This window comes from Microvirga medicaginis (assembly GCF_052658925.1).
This window is the reverse complement of sequence record NZ_JBQWEL010000008.1, coordinates 131,799-147,711: the sequence shown is the minus strand read 5'-3', so window position 1 is coordinate 147,711 and position 15,913 is coordinate 131,799. Positions and strand designations below refer to the sequence as shown.

12 protein-coding genes and 1 pseudogene are annotated in these 15,913 nt (G+C 59.5%); 5 read left to right on the top strand and 8 right to left on the bottom strand.

The features are described 5' to 3' along the window. Window positions 1-44: 44 nt before the first annotated feature. Together ACUXUR_RS12640 and ACUXUR_RS12635 are read left to right on the top strand one after the other, a co-directional pair. On the top strand, window positions 45-872 hold the full coding sequence (locus tag ACUXUR_RS12640; RefSeq protein ID WP_445502703.1) for a ribonuclease H family protein: 828 nt from the start codon (window positions 45-47) through the stop codon (window positions 870-872). Next, window positions 872-1,582 (top strand): ParB/RepB/Spo0J family partition protein, encoded by a 711-nt coding sequence (locus tag ACUXUR_RS12635; RefSeq protein ID WP_445502702.1) that lies wholly within the window; start codon window positions 872-874, stop codon window positions 1,580-1,582. The genes ACUXUR_RS12640 and ACUXUR_RS12635 overlap by 1 nt, the downstream gene beginning before the upstream one ends. A gap of 106 nt (window positions 1,583-1,688) precedes the next feature. Here the strand turns inward: ACUXUR_RS12635 and ACUXUR_RS12630 are convergent, their stop codons facing one another. From ACUXUR_RS12630 to ACUXUR_RS12620, 3 genes and pseudogenes are all read right to left on the bottom strand, one after another. Further along, complete coding sequence (locus tag ACUXUR_RS12630; protein ID WP_445502777.1) at window positions 1,689-2,885, bottom strand: site-specific integrase; 1,197 nt, start codon at window positions 2,883-2,885, stop codon at window positions 1,689-1,691. Window positions 2,886-3,131: 246 nt separating this feature from the next. Next, window positions 3,132-3,281 (bottom strand): annotated as a pseudogene (locus ACUXUR_RS12625) (DUF6538 domain-containing protein); the annotation flags it as partial. Between the two features lie 391 nt (window positions 3,282-3,672). Continuing rightward, window positions 3,673-3,876, bottom strand: coding sequence for a hypothetical protein (locus ACUXUR_RS12620; protein WP_445502701.1), 204 nt, complete (start codon window positions 3,874-3,876; stop codon window positions 3,673-3,675). Between the two features lie 897 nt (window positions 3,877-4,773). Here ACUXUR_RS12620 and ACUXUR_RS12615 point away from each other — a divergent pair. Further along, window positions 4,774-7,638, top strand: coding sequence for a TrlF family AAA-like ATPase (locus tag ACUXUR_RS12615; RefSeq protein ID WP_445502700.1), 2,865 nt, complete (start codon window positions 4,774-4,776; stop codon window positions 7,636-7,638). A gap of 132 nt (window positions 7,639-7,770) precedes the next feature. Here the strand turns inward: ACUXUR_RS12615 and ACUXUR_RS12610 are convergent, their stop codons facing one another. From ACUXUR_RS12610 to ACUXUR_RS12590, 5 genes are all read right to left on the bottom strand, one after another. Beyond that, on the bottom strand, window positions 7,771-8,904 hold the full coding sequence (locus tag ACUXUR_RS12610) for a hypothetical protein (RefSeq protein WP_445502699.1): 1,134 nt from the start codon (window positions 8,902-8,904) through the stop codon (window positions 7,771-7,773). Between the two features lie 739 nt (window positions 8,905-9,643). After that, window positions 9,644-10,981 (bottom strand): hypothetical protein, encoded by a 1,338-nt coding sequence (locus ACUXUR_RS12605; protein ID WP_445502698.1) that lies wholly within the window; start codon window positions 10,979-10,981, stop codon window positions 9,644-9,646. Window positions 10,982-11,628: 647 nt separating this feature from the next. Then, entirely contained in the window at window positions 11,629-12,054 is a 426-nt protein-coding gene (locus tag ACUXUR_RS12600; RefSeq protein WP_445502697.1) for a hypothetical protein, read from the bottom strand. Then, window positions 12,051-12,401 carry a DUF2958 domain-containing protein gene (locus ACUXUR_RS12595; protein WP_445502696.1) on the bottom strand — a complete coding sequence of 117 codons (351 nt, stop codon included), beginning with the start codon at window positions 12,399-12,401 and terminating at the stop codon, window positions 12,051-12,053. The genes ACUXUR_RS12600 and ACUXUR_RS12595 overlap by 4 nt, the downstream gene beginning before the upstream one ends. Before the next feature lie 87 nt (window positions 12,402-12,488). Further along, a complete protein-coding gene (locus ACUXUR_RS12590) occupies window positions 12,489-13,610 on the bottom strand; it encodes a PGN_0703 family putative restriction endonuclease (RefSeq protein ID WP_445502695.1) in 1,122 nt (373 codons plus the stop codon). Window positions 13,611-14,166: 556 nt separating this feature from the next. Here ACUXUR_RS12590 and ACUXUR_RS12585 point away from each other — a divergent pair. Both ACUXUR_RS12585 and ACUXUR_RS12580 read left to right on the top strand, forming a co-directional pair. Then, window positions 14,167-14,658, top strand: coding sequence for a hypothetical protein (locus ACUXUR_RS12585; protein ID WP_445502694.1), 492 nt, complete (start codon window positions 14,167-14,169; stop codon window positions 14,656-14,658). A gap of 521 nt (window positions 14,659-15,179) precedes the next feature. Further along, the gene (locus ACUXUR_RS12580) at window positions 15,180-15,746 is read left to right on the top strand and encodes a hypothetical protein (RefSeq protein WP_445502693.1); all 567 of its coding nucleotides are present in this window, start codon (window positions 15,180-15,182) and stop codon (window positions 15,744-15,746) included. Window positions 15,747-15,913: the final 167 nt, after the last annotated feature.

Genomic DNA, 15,913 nt, shown 5'->3' with positions numbered 1-15,913 from the left:
GTCTCACTGCACCTACTCTAACGTGATTACCGCCCTCCTTCAGGATGGGAAGGCGATTACTCCTCACCTTCAGAGGAGAAGAGCATCTTCCCTCGCCACCAGAGGCAAAGCGATTAGGTGACACCTTTAGAGATAAGCGCCTGATCGCGAACGTCTCTAGCGTGTCCGTGAGCATCTGTTGTCACGGACCTTCTAAACCCCATCAGCACAACTCTTTCGGACAGATCAAGTCAACTCAGAGCCTTGGTCTGCCCGCCGTCATTTCAATGCAGAACATGAGAAGGAACAACCATCCATCTAATGAAGTCATCGGAGGGAAGCCCCTCGCTGACACCTACGTGGTGTACGCGGACGGCTCGTCGCTCCACAATCCAGGCCCCGCAGGTTGGGCCGTTCTCATCATCCGACCGGATGGTAGCCGTGAGACGCTCGTCGGCTCTGAAGCTCAGGCGACGAACAATGCAATGGAGCTAAGGGCCGCCATCGAGGCCCTAAATGCACTCCCTCAGGACGCCTCTGGAGCGATCTTCTGCGACAGCGAGTATGTCGTGAAGGGCGTGAACGAGTGGCGTCGAGGGTGGGAAGCACGGGGCTGGCGGAACTCAAAAGGTCAGCCCGTCGCCAATGCAAGTCTTTGGCGGACCCTCTTTCGGCTTGCTGACGAACATCCTCGGATCAGCTTTCAATGGGTACGAGGCCACGCAGGCGAAGAGGGCAATGACCTTGTAGATACCCTCGCCCGTGCAGAAGCGGAGAAGGTAAAGGCGGGGCTACCGCCTAGACCCTCATCAGTTTCCATCATCGGATGTGTCGGCGTAGATCAACCCGTCCTCGCTCCGCTGTCAGGACAACAGCAGTCAGTGAGGAACTAATGAACGCAGCGCGGACAATCCTCGTCAATGTTGAAGACCTTGTTCTTGACCATGAATATCAGTCCCGCTTCAGCTTAGACCGAGGTGCGGTCAAGAAATACGCCGAGGCAATGAAGGCAGGAGCGGAGTTCCCGCCGATTAAGATTGGTAAAGTAAACGGCACTCCGGTCGTTATCGACGGTTGGCATCGCGTCACAGCAGCAAGGAAGATCGGACGCACAACACTGCCAGCGATCCTTGTCGAGAACCCTGAGCATGAACTCGGCTGGCTCGCTGCCGAAGCAAACCTGAAGCATGGGGTTCCGCTCAAACGTGGTGAACTACGAAACGTGTTCCGGGCCTATGTTCGGGCTGGGCAGCACAAGACTGGCCGTCGGCGGATTAAGTCGTCTCGGGAAATCTCATCGGACCTCCACGGTCTCATCTCGCACACCTGCGTGATCAACTGGATGCGGGAGGACTTCCCGGCAATCTGGAAGCAGATGGCACGGCGGGATGAGGAACCCCGAGCCGAAGGCGGACTGCCTCAGACTGACCCTGAGGAGCGCCGCTTGGCAGCCGTAAGGCAGGCCACGGGGGAAATCATCGCAAATGCGCGGGGCATCACTGATCCGCTCAGGCGCGGTGAAATCATTGCCGATCTTCGACAGGCGCTCGACCTGATCGAGAAAGCCGCTCCATGGGAGCCAATCGACGAGGACGAGTTCTAACCCGTGTAAAGCGTTGACAGTGTAGGCAACAGAACCACTGTCAACGCCTTGTCTCTTAACTATTTTTTTGCACGGACCCCCTGTCCTGATCCAAGGCGCATATACGCTATGGAACGGGAGAACTCGGACTGGATTGAGAACTCCGCCTTGCTCCTATCAACCCCGAAGGACCACCATCTGCCTTATGAAGGTAAGCGCCATTCGGCACCGGGATTTTACTCATTGCCCGCAGCATGGTTTCAAGTTCGGCCCTGCCATACTTGGCACCGCTCCCCTTCGCGGCTCCCCGGCCCGTGATGCGGTCGGCAACCTGATCGCTCACCTCCGCTGCCCGCGCCTTGGTGTGGAAGCGGTGACGCCAAGCGTGGTTCGGGTCAATCCTTGCCTTCCTGCCAACGCCCTCAATGTTCAGGGACCGAACCCAGTCCGCAATCCGATTTGCCACGATCCGGTGAGGCGGACGCTTTGCATCCGGCTTGCGTCGGTTCGGGTTGTAGAACAGCGGCCCCTTACGGCCCTTAGCGAAATCCAGAAAGCCAGCCTGGATAGCTGACGGCGGCAAGGGGATTGTTCGCTCGGAGGGAACATTCTTCACGGACCCCGCTTCGGCAGTGATCCGTAGGACGACAATGCCATCGACCTCTTTGATGTCCTCTCCCCGGAGTTGGCACATCTCGCCGACCCGTGCCCCTGTTCCAGCACACAGCAGCGGCACCCAATAGATCGGAACCCGTTTTGATGCAGCGGCAGCAGTGAGGATGGCAGCGGCTTGAGCGTCCGAAAACCCGTCCATGTCCTCGCCAGGTTTCGGCTTCCGCCGGATGGTTACACCTTGAGCCGGGTTGTTGCTCAACAGGCCATTATCTACACCCCATGCAAGTACACGCCGGAGGGCAGCCAGCTTCGTATCGTTGATAGTCTTGGCACTGAGGCTCTTGGACAGTAGCTCCGCCTTCCACCCTGCGACCTCAGCCTTGGTGATCCGCGTCGCATCATCGTGCTTGATGTAGGCTATAAAGCCATCGACGGCTCGTTGCCATTCCGCCACTGTGCTTGCGGCAGGAGCCGCCTCTGCCTTCCATTGGTCGAAAAGCGAGCGAAGCGAAACACCGCCCGGCGCGATCTTCGGGGCTGCTTCTGGCTTCCATGACGGAAAACGCTCGGTCCGAGTGTCAGGCCCGTAATCTCCTAGAGCATTGAAGAAAAGCCCCTCGCCTGCTTCGCGCAATGCCAACCCGACCTGCTCAATCAGCCGGGCACGGCTATCCGCATCAACAACTAGCCCGTGCTTGGCCAATACCATGTCGGCAACCGGACCAAACCGTTCCGCTAAACTCTTGGCTCGTCGCTCGTCATCGGAGGCTATCAGGAGGGACGCGCGTCCGAACTCCCCGTGTAGAGCCTTCACATTAGCATGGGTGACTGATGCCCACAGCTCAGGACTGCCAGGATCATCCTCACAAGCCGCAGTGAACGTGCGATACACCTCTCCCGCCAAGGCCAAGATTTGCTTGTGGGTCAACCGGCGGGGTCCTTCCCGTACAGCCCGCCAGACGCCCTCAAGGTAAGCTACTACCGCCGCTTGCCTCGCCCGAGCTTCCTGAGGGTCCCGAGTACGAAGTGACACGCGGATGTCTTGGGCCTTCTCCGACACGGTGACGGGGACAAACACATCGCCAACCGGGATAGAGAGTTGCATTCCCCGAACCTTCGGCTTCACGTCGGCTGGAATGCGTTGGACGAACTGGTGGTGAGTGGAACCCGAGCGTTTCATGGGACGCGGCATCGCAAGCGGCATTGTTGAGCGGTCCTGTTGAACAGTCGGACCCGGCTCAAACCCTTGTCATCGCTTAACTTATTGCGGAAGCACATCTTCTGAGAAAGATGGTGCCCAGGAGAGGATTGTGCCCCCGGAGAGCAAAAATCAGCAAAATCAAAGACTTACTCTGCCCTTGAATTGCTCGTTTGTACCACTTCCCTGGACCACCGTCGAGCCCTTGCACGACCCTCCCAGGCACTCCTTGAGCTAGCGGCGCGGCGACGCTGGAGCAGTTAGGGTGGGCGCTGCCACCCACCCCTCCCGCTGGCCTTCAGCTGAGACCAAGTTCCATCTTGAACCGCTCGATGCGCTTCAACTTCTCGCGGCAGAGCTTACGTGCGTAAGCCCGTCCTCGACGATGCCAAAGCGTTTTATTGTCGAGAGCTTCCATCTCGTCGCGAGCATGCGCTTCAAGAATGGCAGCCGCATCAGTCCAATGCATCGACGTCAGCTTCTTCAAGGATGGCAGAGGCATTGCGATTTCCTTCCGGTAGGCCGAGCTGTTGGGCGTCGGCTCGAATGAACGTCGCGTTGCGTTGCGTTGAGGACGAGTACTACGTAGCAGCACCGCCCTAGCACGATCACGTGCCGGGTTGAGCTTCGCAGCAGTCTCGCAGTTGTCAAGATCTCCCGGGTCCACATACATCTATGCGAGCACAGCTCTCGCGCAGAGGCTGATGGTGTAGCCTAGTGCAGCCCTGAAAATGAAACTTCTGCGGCCTCCTCCTAGTCGGTTTCCAACTTCCAATTATGGAAGCAGAAAGTGCCGATAATGGAATTTGAAGCACGAATTCCGGAACGTTTGTTAATTCTTGCAAGGGGTTGCGAGATGATCACACAGATTTTTTGTTACTGGAGTTCTGGCCGCCTGAACGCGCCGAGCCCTCGGCCGGAGGAGTTATCTTGCGGCGGGCCGGCCGCCTTCCTGTCGGGCGCTGAGCCCTAGTCGTAGGCGTAGACTGTTGCATCGCACGGACAATCGGTTTCAGCCCGTGCGACAGCATCACGGACCGATGTGTCGTATTGCCAGGTCACCACAAAAACTTCTCCCTGGTGACCACGTGGTCGTAGTCAAAGTGCTCCTTCTGTTTAGGAGTGTGCCACCGCAGGTGAGATAAATCGCAGTACAACTGATCAAGCCGTGGAAAACTGGCGCCCGTCGCCTGTTGTACGAGATCGCCGCGCTATAGAGAATTATTTCCATAACGGCTGTGACGATTGAACAACGCTCGTCTAGCCACGATCAAGATAAGGCCGAAGGTCTGAGACCATCCTGGGGCAGCCCTGATGTGCGCATACCGCCTACGTTTGTTGGGAGCTGCGCCATGACAACCTGCCTGCGCTTGGTCGTAAGAAGGTGCGGGGCAAGCAAGTGACCTACGAAATCGGACAACATCCAGGCGCAACTTGGCGGCGGATCGACATCCAGTGTCATACACCCCGCGACCGCGACTGGCGCGGATCCTCCGACCTTCCAGGCGGAGACGAGGCACAAGAGGCGGCACGGCACGGCTGGGCTCAGGATTTCGTTCAAGCTGCGGTCGGCAAGGGTCTGACGCTGGTCGCGATCACCGATCACCATGACGTTGCGTTCATCCCCTATGTCTTGCGTGCCGCGCGGGCCCTGCCGGAAGGAGCGGAGCTCGTGGTCCTGCCAGGGATCGAAATCACCTGCCGGGACGCCGTCCAATGTCTTTGCCTTTTTGATCCTGACAGCGCGGAAGACCACTGGCACCGCCTTCTCTCCAAGCTGCCGAACGTGAGGGTTGCCCCTGCCGACGAGGCCAAGACCGCCGTTGTCCAGGAATGCGGGCTGACTGTGGACGCGCTTTTCAAGGCTGTTGGCGAAGACGCTGTGCTAAGCGAGACCGTGGTCCTGATCCCGCATTTCGGCAACGAGGCGGCACACAAGTCGTTGAATGACCCAGGCTTCGCCTCACGGGCAAAGGCCTTGCCGTGTGACGGCGTCTATATCGAATGCCACCACGCAGAACTCGACCAGATCACGCTGGACAAGATCCAAGGGCGCATTGAGCAGTGGGGCACCCGCCGCCGCGCGATCCTGGCAACCGGTGACAACAAACGGGAATCATGGGACCGCCTCGGCGCCCACGAATGTTGGATCAAGCTCGGGGAGACCACGGTTGAGGCGATCCGCCAGGCGTTCCTGGCAGATGAGGCGCGGATCACATATGCCGCTCCCGAAACCCCGTCCGAGCGGATCGTCGAGATTGAGGTCCAGTCGACGCTTACGGGGCAGCGTCCGCTCCGGGTAACATTCAATGACGGTTTCACAGCGCTGATCGGCGGGCGCGGTTCAGGCAAGAGCTCCGTCCTGGAGTACCTTCGTTTTGGCCTGGGCAAAGCTGAAGCGGATATCACGTCGGAGGAAACAACGGGCCGGCGCCGACGTGAGCGCGAAGCCAAGCTGATTGATGACACACTCAAGGGAGGATGGGTCAGGATCGTCTTAGAGCGCGAAGGCGTGCGGGAAACGTGGTTTCGAACCGGTGACAAGCCGGAGGAGATCATTGTCACGCTGCCGGACGAAACCGAGGAGAGGATCACAGTAGCGGCGGCCCAGCAGCGTTTTCCTGCCCGGGCCTTCCACCAGAAGGAGCTCTCGACCACAATGCTCGATCCCGAAGCAGCGGCCGATAATATTACCGGCATCGCGGCCGCGGAGGTGATCGAGGAGCGGCGGCGCATTGATCAGGAGATTGTCAACGCAAAGCGCGCCGTCACGACGGCGCTGCTAGAGATTGCCACCCACTGGCAAGCGGAGTTGGAGCTCTCGCAATCGAAAAGCACCGTCGAGGATCTGAAGCGGCGGCATGCCGCCCTATCTTCCCGGCTGCAGGAGGGTGGGGTACAGGCAGAGGACCTGGAGATCCTTGCCGATGCCCCGCGGTATGGGCGTGCACAGAATTTCCTGGGTGAGGTCGAGCGCCAGATTGCCGAAGACCGGCACCGCTTCAGCTCGGCCATCCCAGCCGCACTGCTGATCGATTCCGCTCGATATGCTGTTGCCATGACTTTCCCCGAAATTGAAGCGCTGAATGGCCAGGTCGCGGCAGCGCGGGAGAAGGTCGCCGACAGCATTCGTAGCGCTCTCGCGACCCTTGATGAGCTCGACCAGGCCCGTGCGGAAGCCTCCGCTGCCTTCTCAGAGGGCGCCCAGCAGTTTCAAGCCCGTTACGAACAGGCCAAGGAGCGTCAGGCTGCTCACAGCACGCTCATTGCCGACAGTGAGAGGCTTAGCACCCAACTCAAGCAAGCCACCGCCACCGAGGACCAGAGCGCAGCGGCAGCAGCCGCGAGCCGGCCCGCTGTTGAGCGGTTCTCAACGGCAAGACGCAAGCTCGCTGACCTGGTGGAGGAGCGGCACATTCTCCTGAGAAGAGCCGCTGACGAGGTGGAGGAGAAATCGAACGGAGCGCTCAAGGCTCGGGCCAAGCGCGACCGCAAGCCGACGGAATACATCGACGCGCTATGCGATCTCTTCGAGGGCAGCCGGTTCAGAGATGCGGAGCAGCATTGTGCCGAATGGGTTGCTGCCGCCCTTCAGGAGGACGGACCCGGCTGGGTGACAGTCTGCGACGCTCTCATCGCGATTTATCGCGCAAAGATCTTAGCCGGCAGCCCGACTGAGCCCGGCGCCGAAGCGGCGGACGCTGTACGGCGGGCCTTCTCCCATGGCGGGATTGCCCTGACCCCGAACCAGGTCGCCCGCATTTATGCCAATCTAACCGACCAAACACTTGGGGTGGTCTTATCCGCGACACCTAAGGACAGCATCGCGCTGACTTACGTCAGTGAGGGACAGCACATCCGTTTCGACGAAGCTTCGCCTGGGCAGCAAGCGTCGGCGCTGCTGCGCCTTCTACTGCGGCAAGTCGCCGGAACGCTGATCATCGACCAGCCGGAAGACGATCTCGACAACCGGGTTATGATGCAGATCGTCGAGCTGATCCGCACCTCGAAGACTCGTCGTCAGCTCATCTTCGCCACCCATAACCCCAACCTTGTTGTGAATGGCGATGCCGACAAGATCGTGACCATGGTGGCTACTGTCCCCGAGGACCGGGCCGGTACCGCCGCAGCCCGGATCCGGGTCGAGGTGGACGGTGCCATCGAGACGCCGAAGGTCCGAGAGGCCATCACCCGCATCATGGAAGGCGGTCTGCAAGCTTTCGACCTCCGGGCCCGCAAGTACGGTCTGGAGGCGACGGGGTAGAGCGCGAGTTAGTCCAGTCCGGCTCAAGATGTGAGGTCGGCAGACCCGAACGATCAGGCGGCGCGCAGCTCCGCCCTCTCCGGCGGGCCCAATGCAACAGCTGGCGGGCAAGGCTCACAGCGCGGGCCGCCATCACGCGGCGATGAAGCCATCGCCGAGCCGGCGAACCCAGGTGCCGCCATGATCTGTGCCGACGTCGTCGGGGACGGAAAGACGCGTGAGTGTCAAAGCCTTTTCCAGCTCTGGCCAGGTGCCCGAGACCGCTGCGCGTATTACACTGGGCTCAACCCCCACGAATGTGGCGCCCAAGTCGAGGCGGGCCAGCACCTCTTGATCCGCTACCGATAGATCGGCGCCACCACGGACAGGGCCTGCACGCGTGACGACCCCACCGATGAGACCATCCGCAAATCCGAGGTCTTGGCCGTCCCTCGTCAGGCGGCGCTTGGGCGCTTGATCTACGGCGGCCAGCGCGGTGGACTTGAGCTCATCCTCGTCCTCGCTATCCGACTCGTCTCCGGTCCGGAAACGGAGTCGGTCGATGCCGTCCGCGAGAGCGGAATGACCGAGGCGCCTGACCAAGTTCGCGACGTGGGCGCGCACCACCCCGAGGGCCGCAGCCTCCACGTCCTCCGGCACGGCATCCCCGACTTCATCGGGGTCGAAAACGGCGATAAGCGGTTCAGCAAGGGCGCTGTTCTCGACGCCCCAGCGGACGGCCACGGCGTAACGCTTGAGGGCAAGCCGCCCGGTCGCGGACACTAGATCGATGCGGTTTGCCTGCGCCCAGGCGCGCCCGAGCGCTGATTGCGGGCCAGCTGGATCGTGGCAGCCTTTCGCCTCAGCGACTCCGAGCCCGCGACCCGCCGGCTTGTAGACGACCCAGTCGGGAAGATCCCCCTTCTTCTTGCGGACTACCTTCGCCTGCTGACCTCCGTGCAGGGTCAACGTGGATGCGGTCAGGTGGTTGTAGAATTTATAGCCATGATGCTCCGTCAAGTAGGCTCGGGTAACGAAGCGTCCGAGGAGGCCCGACAAGGCTACCTTCACCTCGCGCGCTTGCCCAAGATGCTGTGTGAAGAGGAATTGGTCGCTACCTGGGCTGAGGAGCGAATCCAGCACCGCTCCTGAAGTCAGCATAGCGCCAGGTGCCTGCAGGATCTCCAAGAGCCCGGCCTGCTCGATCTGGGCGCAGGTTAGGGAAACCTCACCGCCGAGGGTGTTCAGGTGTACCGGCTCGAACTCATGCTTGAACTTCCGTGACATCTCCCCGGCCCCCGCCAAAACCGTCAGCCTCCTATCGCATCCCGCCCGGAGCACCAAATCAGGGCTGGTCAGCCTGTGGAATGTGGCGACTCGATCTGAGTAAGATCTTGGGTACGCAGGCCGATGTATCCCCCTCCTAAACCCCTGCTGCACAGGAAGTTTTATGTTTCGGGAAGGACCTGACGGAGCTGAGGGAATTCTAACCCAATCTCCGGCAGTCCCTTGCAAGTCCCAAAGGCTGCTCGGCAGAGATGAGGCACGTAGTAGAACTCGTGTCGATCCGACGGGAGTATGGCTCCGTCACAGAGGCTAACGGTGTGGTCTGCTCGTCCTTATCGGCTTCCGGTATTCAATTACGGAAGCGGAAGGCACCGGTTATGGATTTCGGAGCAAGGGTTCTGGAATGTTTGCTAGATCCTACAATGGCTTGCGAGAGGATCACGTAGCCCTTCTGTTACTGGAGTTCTGGCCGCTCGAACGCGCCGAGTTCGATAGGGCATTTTGCGCTGGGCTTCGCTCCGGCGAACGGTAGCAAACGCCACCATATCGTATCCAAACCCACTGATGCGGTTGCTGTTTTACAAGCCAAACGAGACCATCAAGGCCGCAAGAAGCGTTGTTGGTCTCGTTCCTTGGCGCTGGTGGCAGCTACGTTTGTAAGTACTCGTCCCGAGGGAGGCGCTAGAGGCGCAGGCTGGCAGATTCCCCAGCATGGGACGCTGAAAGGCTTGGACGGCTACTACCGTCGGCGCTTGGCGGCCGGCAGGGTAGCTTCAATGCAGCGGTTCATGGAGACCTCGTCGACGCAGTAGTCGTTCGGGGACTTGCGTCCGAGCGCCGGATGGCTGGCCTTCATGAATAATTCGAGATGCTGACCCTGATAGACCTTGGAGGCTGCTTTCCTGCACCCTTCCCGCGCCTGCGCGGCAGCTTGCGCCCTTCGCATCTCGGGACCATGCTGCCTCACCAAGCGTTTTAGTACCGCAAGGGCTGCGCCGAAACCTTCGTCGCTCTCGCAGGCGGCCTCGGAAGGTGACATTCCCCCCAAATCTTCCAGCTTCGTATGGACCCATTGGTCCGCATCCGCGCCAATGGCTGCCCACGCTTCCTGGAGTAACCTGTCCGCCCGATCGCGGGCTATGCGAAGAGGGCCTTCCCGTCGTTTGGTCTCACGGAGTTCCTCGTCTTGCCTCTGCCTTTCGACCGCCCTCTCAACACGGAGATCCTCTTCCCGCCTCTGCCTTTCGAGCGCCCTCTCGATAGGGAGTTCCTCTTCCTGCTTCTGAGTTTCGAGCGCCCTCTCGAGTTCTGCTTGAAGGGGCAGTCCCATGAAATCCGATTGTGGTGACGGTTCCAGACGGATCTTCCACAGTAGCGATGCCAGTTCGGATATGACGCTTGAATATGGCCCTATGTCGAACTCGATGGCCTGGGCCATGGAGTATCCCCTGCCCGGCAGGGGACGCGAGAACCAAGCGTCCAGATCGAAGGCCTTGGTTTCATTGTCTGGCAATTCCTTGATGATCTTGGTTGCCAGCTCCCTGATCTTTTCAGTCCGCAGCCTGGACGATTCCCTCTTGCGGTAGTCTCCCAAGGCCATGCGGGTGGCATTTAGGGCAGCCGCATTTTCCCTGAAGATAGGGTTGTGGAGCCATTTCCTCCGGCAGGTATCGAGAATGCCTTTCTCGATTTCCTCCTTCGAGGCGTCCGCCGTCAGATCCGAGAGGTAGATTTCGACGGCCGCGACGTCCAATTCCTGGATCTTGGCGATCTTCTCGGGTCCGCATTCGTGCGTGACGACGAACTCCACGATGAGATCCTGACCTTCCCTTGTCACAACGACATCCGGGATGATGCCCCCCAGCTTGTGCTCGAGGATCGCACTATCGAATGTGTAATTGTCGCCGGAGAACTTCGACCACGTCTGGCCGCCGTCATCGACTTGCACGGGCGGGAGGGTCAGTCTCAGTTCACGGGCAAGAAGCTCCTTGGCGAACATGTGAAGTGCCGTCTCGGGGCCAGTCGTGCAAGGCATGCCGTCCGAGGTGCCGAGATGCCCGAAATGGTGATCGCGCACTTGCCCCTGCCTGGCCACGAGCGCGCTTCCGCATCTCGGGCAGACGCATCCGCATTCCTTTCCGCGAGGAACCTCGGATATATGGGCGATTGACCCGTCAGGTCTCTGACCAAACACGAGGCTTGGTTGTCCATCGCGGCAAGCGAAACCGCTCAAAGGAGACGCTTCGGTCTCAGAAGATATGCTGCGTTCCCTTGTCGTCATGCCATACCGGGGAGCTTTCGAGGCGGGGACATTGAGCCCTTCCCACTCGAAAGGCAATATTCGTTGCTTGCCCGGGTTTGTCCTTCTCGACCCCAGATAGGAAGCTGGAAATTACCGGATGGTTTCGCTGAAGTCTCGTGGCGTTTGCTACCGAATGCGCTTCACTCCCTATCCTGCCGGGGCTGAGCCCTGGTCGTAGGCATAGACTGTCACCTCGAACGGCCACTCGGTTTCAGCGCGTATGACAGCATTACGGATCGATGTGTCATATTGCCAGGTTACCGCGAAATATTCCCCACTGGCGACTGTACGGTCATAGTCAAAGTGCTTAACACCGTCCCCTCGTCGACCGTCGTCATTGATGGAGGGCTCGAAGACAGCGTCAATGTTCGGGTTTGTTGGGTCAGTACGATGGTCGATGATGTTGCCCAGCATAGGTGTACCTAGTGAAGACGACAGGGCGGACGAAGTGTCTGTGTCATGAAGTGGAGGATAAGTGCGCGCTCATCTGCGCTTATCCTTTCTAACTTCTCACGCAGGGTGGCACAGAGTCTATCAAGGAGCTCTAGGTCAGATCCGGTCGGATCGCCGTCTCCACCATGACGATAGCGGCGCCGCTCGAAGAATAAGGCGCACCACAGCTCAAGGGCGGTGCCGCGCCAGTGGCCTGTCTGTTCAGCCTCCTCACGCCGCTCGTTCGCCCAGATCCGCAACAACGGCCAGCCCATGTCCTCGGAAACAAAATATCCGTTGATCAAGTGAGCGAAGTACAGGGTGTCCTTGTAGTGCAATGGATTCGGGAGGGCCGAGAAGTCACCGTTACGAATACGAGCGAGCTCGGGCTCATTCAGTGGAGAGGAGATATTCATGCCTGCACCCGACTGGTGGTCTGTGCCTCAGCGGCGTAGGCGGATAGTGGTTTGTTGGCTCTGAAGCGCCGATCCTGTTCGACGGGCAAGCCAAATGGTCCACGAATCCTCGCGAGCTCTATCAGACTCACGTAACCGAGTTCAGGGCAACCCAGACCGAGATCGCAAAGGCCAAAGGCCCGGTCTTGATCGGTTGGATCGAGTTCGCTGAGAAGCCACGTGCAGTTGGCGTCAGGGGTGAAGAGCTTCACGACCGGCGTTGGATCGAAATGATCGTCCCAGTTGGAACGAAGGCCATTGGCAACAAGCGTTAGACGCTGGTTTTCGGTAAACAAGGATGATGACATAGGGGAGTTCCCGCGCCTTGCGCCTCCCCTTTCGGGAGAGACACAAGAACGCATTGAGGTTGCTTTGAAGGTTGCGCGATCAGCTACTTACGAAGCGGCAAGGGAGCTGTCTGGACCATCGCCGGGCTCGCTCTCGCATTCCGGCGGTGAGACGTGCTCTGGCGTGTGGCTGCTTGCCCGAAGCCGCTGTTGCTCTTCGGCTTGAGCCAACTCGATCTCACCGTCGACCAAGTTGAAGTCAGTGTAGCGGCGATGAAGAGTGCGGGCATGGTGCTGTTCCCCTGCCGCCGCAATGGCCTCGATCAGCTGCTCAAGCGTGATGGCGACGAATGGGACGCGACCTGGCCCATGTTCGTCGAGCTTCGTCTGATAGAGCTCGGCAGCGCCCTGGGCGAGGTGGTTCAGTCGAGGGGCAACGAAAAGGTAAACCCCAACATCGGCCACGTCACGGATTAGCATGCATTGAGAGAGGCAATGCTGTCGAAAGAGTTGCCCAAGCGGGTTCGTCCGGAGTGCTGGATCGTCGGGATCGTTGTACAGGCCGTAGATCTTAGCGAGCTCGTCGTAGCGGGCGTTCGGCGCGCGATTAGGTTCATTCAGAGCCTCCGCATATTTAATTTCAACGGAAACGAAGGCCCGCTGTCCTGTGGCTGTCCGTCCCCGAATGAGAAGATCGAAGGCAGTATGGTCGCCAGTGAAGGCAGGATGCGATCTACCTGGGCTGTGCTCAAAGAGAATTTCCGTAACGTCGGCAATGAAGCCCGGCAGGAGTTCCGAGAAAACTCGCGTGGCGAGGTCGAGGTCCAGCTTCATGGGCGCGAACGCATTGAAGGTTAAGGGTTGGGACGAGAGCAGATTCATGCGGAGCCGGTCGACGTCGTAGACAGCCCCGATCTCACGGTGAACGACCTCACGCCAGGCGACGTCGGCGATGGCCTGGGTGAGGAAATTGCTGCCGACCTGGCCGGCCATGAACGTCAGCTTCGATCCAAGGCGGCGGCGGTGGCCGTCAGAGGCGATGAAGGTGCCAGCGGGCAGGCCTTTGTCCTCGCGCCAGAGGCTTTGGAGGAGACGAGCGGCGGTCTTGAACCGATGGTCGCTGGGCCAGTGGCAGTGGTGGCGACGAAGGATGGCTGCAGGAACGAGTGGGACCTGGGCGATGAAGCCGAAGCCGGCGGGCTGTGTAATGCTGGTTGGGAATGGGGCCATGGGCCTGTTTGTCCTCTGCCGCGGAGTGCGGTGGAGAGGGTTCACAGGGGCTGTGACGGAGTTAACAGTATTCCGGCTGGCGTATGCAGAGTGTGGAGGGGTAAAGGGGATCGGGTGGCAGTAAGTGGAAGTGGGTGGTGAGGTTAGGGTGGAGGTCTATGCCGGTGCAGAGGCACCGGTGGAGGTAGGGAGAGTTGAAGGGTCTTACGTGAACATAGTGTCGAAGACAGCTCGTCTACAGGAGGTCAGAGCGTCAGTCCCTGAGCGTTTCTAGGAACATAATCAGCGGCGTCTGTTGCTCCAAGTTGATGACGGCAGGCATCCTGCCCTGGAGACCGGCCTAGAGGAAGCTATGCGACAGCTGAATAAGAATTCCAGAAAAATGCCAAATGAGCCGATTTGTATGCCCGTAGAGCAAAGCTGAGGGCGAGTGTCCAAGTTTTTTTCGCTGAGGCGTGTGGGGAGCACCCCCTTTCTCTCTATATGTATAGGCAGAAGAGCTTTCAGCCTCTTCAGCCTCGTCGAGGCGGCTCCTCTGCATCAAGAGGACCATACGATGAAGCTTTTTATTCCTAATCTACTCACGTCCACCGCTACCACCCTTTTTGTACGCCAGCGGCCAACGCAGGCTGCAGGACTGATGCGCGCGCCGCTCGAAGCATCTCCTGTCAACCCTGGTACCCCTGCAGAGGGTACCGCCCTCGATGAGAACCTGAATTCGAGCATGGCAAGGGCCTGCTCTGTTTCCATGGGGCAGCCCGTTGAACTCACTAACGACGGCCCTGCACCTGAACGTGGCTCGCTGGAAAAGTTGGCCCAGCTGTCCAATGAAGACCTCGCTTACGAACTCTGGTGCCGGATCGAGAGCTTTGATCTAACCTGCCCTCAGGTTCATGATCTGATCCGGCGGACAAGCGGGTCCAGCATCTACGCCGCCGAACTCCAGAAGTGGCTTCCCGAGGTGATCGCGGCAAAAGGCAATCGTCGCAAGCGCCGGCCGGCACGCGGCACCGCATCTGCTCTGACCGCGGATAGTGCGGCCGTCTGACAGGGCTCTACTCGTCGCCCTCCGCACGATCAAGCCAGCGCATGCGTCGCGCTGGCCCAACTTTCTCCTGTCTGGACCCATCCATGAACGCTTCTGAAAACAGCAATGCAGCTCCTGTGTGCTCTACCCGGCCGCAGACTAACGACAATCTCGCTCAAGCCGTTGCGTGGCTGTCGTTCGAGCGCCAGCACGAATTCTGGCCTCACGTCTTCGGACCGATCCTGCCTCAACCAAAATGCCCGTCATCTCAGAATAGTGTCGACAGGTGGTGCAATCCGTTCAGATCGCAAGTGCCGGTGCAGTTACGTCCCGCGACGCTTCTGTACGAGGCTGGCAGGATCTATGATGCGATCTCGTTTGCCATGCGCCATTATGGGATTGTGCTGAATGCGCATCTTACGATCGCATGGGAATTGTTAGACATACATGACCACGCTCATGCTGCGCGGCTGCTCACTCGGTTTAACCATGAAGCTGGGAAGTGGCTTGCCGTTGGCACCCCTTCAGACGACAGGCGGCGAATGACCCAACGGGCGTGGAACGGCGGCTCCCCTCACGCCTACATCTACGTGCATGAGAACGGGCGAGAGCAGGGCTTTCACACACACGAACTTGCGCTCGTTCCACTCGAAAAGAGGGATCCCTTTGAACAATGGGCGCTCAACTGCCTGGCACGGCTATCCGGGCGAACGCGAGTACACCCTGATGCGCTCTGCCTTCGTGTTTACAAGCCGCGCAACGAAGCCGATGCTGTGGCCCGCTTGTGGGACTGGTTTCGGTATATCACGAAGAGCCTGAGCCCTTGCGTTCTCGTAGAGGCACGCAACGGCGAGTGGGTGCAGGCCCGAGCAGTCTTCAAGCCGCGACCGTTCATCGAGGCAGAGCCGGTCTCATGTAGTCAGCTCGCGTCTGGATCTCGCAAGATCTGGACGGAAGAGCAGCGCAGGGCAGGTTTCAGGTCTCGCTACCGGACGGGTGAATGGGGTCAGCTTTATGACGGTTCGGAACTTGAGGCTTGGCGTCAGGAACGTTTTGAGGAAGCCGAACAGCGCCGCGTCGAGCAGATGCTCGCTACTCTCAATCTTTGACTGGGAAGAGGGGCACTTGGCTTTTTAGCTCAAGTGCTCCGCTGCTCCCTAAGCGGGTTTGGCTAAGGTCTCTGTTCCTAACCTGCTCTCGAACCTTGGTGGATGCTTGAGGGAGGCTGTTCCTTGCCGGAGGCAAGGCTTCGCCTAGCGGCGGCGAAGCCTGCTTA